Annotated in this window: 1 rRNA gene; it reads left to right on the plus strand. The window is 62.7% G+C overall.

Annotation, left to right across the window (positions count from 1 at the left end):
* A 16S ribosomal RNA gene (locus tag ABGB17_RS38840) occupies positions 1–112 on the plus strand; the annotation flags it as partial.
* Positions 113–641: the final 529 nt, after the last annotated feature.

Here is a 641-nt window from a genome sequence, read left to right on the forward strand (position 1 = left end):
AAGCCCGTGGCCCAACCCGCAAGGGGGGGAGCGGTCGAAGGTGGGGCCGGCGATTGGGACGAAGTCGTAACAAGGTAGCCGTACCGGAAGGTGCGGCTGGATCACCTCCTTTCTAAGGAGCACCGGCTCCTGGCCCCTTCGACCACAGCGTCGAGGGACACGGAGTCCAGCCCGGTGTTGGTGAGCGTACGTCTCACCCACCGGCACGCTCATTAGTGGAGCACTGGCTACTCGGATCACCGGCCCAGTCGGGCTCAGGTAGTACCGCCACGTCCTTCCGGGGTGTGGAGTGGGAGTCCTGGCCTGATGGTCTAGGGGGTTCGGGCACACTGTTGGGTCCTGAGGAAACGGACCGTCGACGCACCCCGCGACCTATCCCCCCTTTCTGTGGGGGTGTGGGAGTGGGGTGTGGTTCGACTGGGATCGGTTTCTCGCCTGCGGGACCGTCCGCCTGCCATACCGGCTTGCGTTCGCTGGCGTTGTGTCAGTGGGTGTGGGTGCTGGTGGTGGATGTGGTGCGGTTTTCCTGTTTGTTGTTTGTGAATTGCATAGTGGACGCGAGCATCTTTTGTGGCCAAGTTTTTTAGGGCACACGGTGGATGCCTTGGCATCAGGAGCCGATGAAGGACGTGGGAGGCTGC

Source organism: Sphaerisporangium sp. B11E5 (assembly GCF_039871875.1).
GTDB lineage: Bacteria > Actinomycetota > Actinomycetes > Streptosporangiales > Streptosporangiaceae > Sphaerisporangium.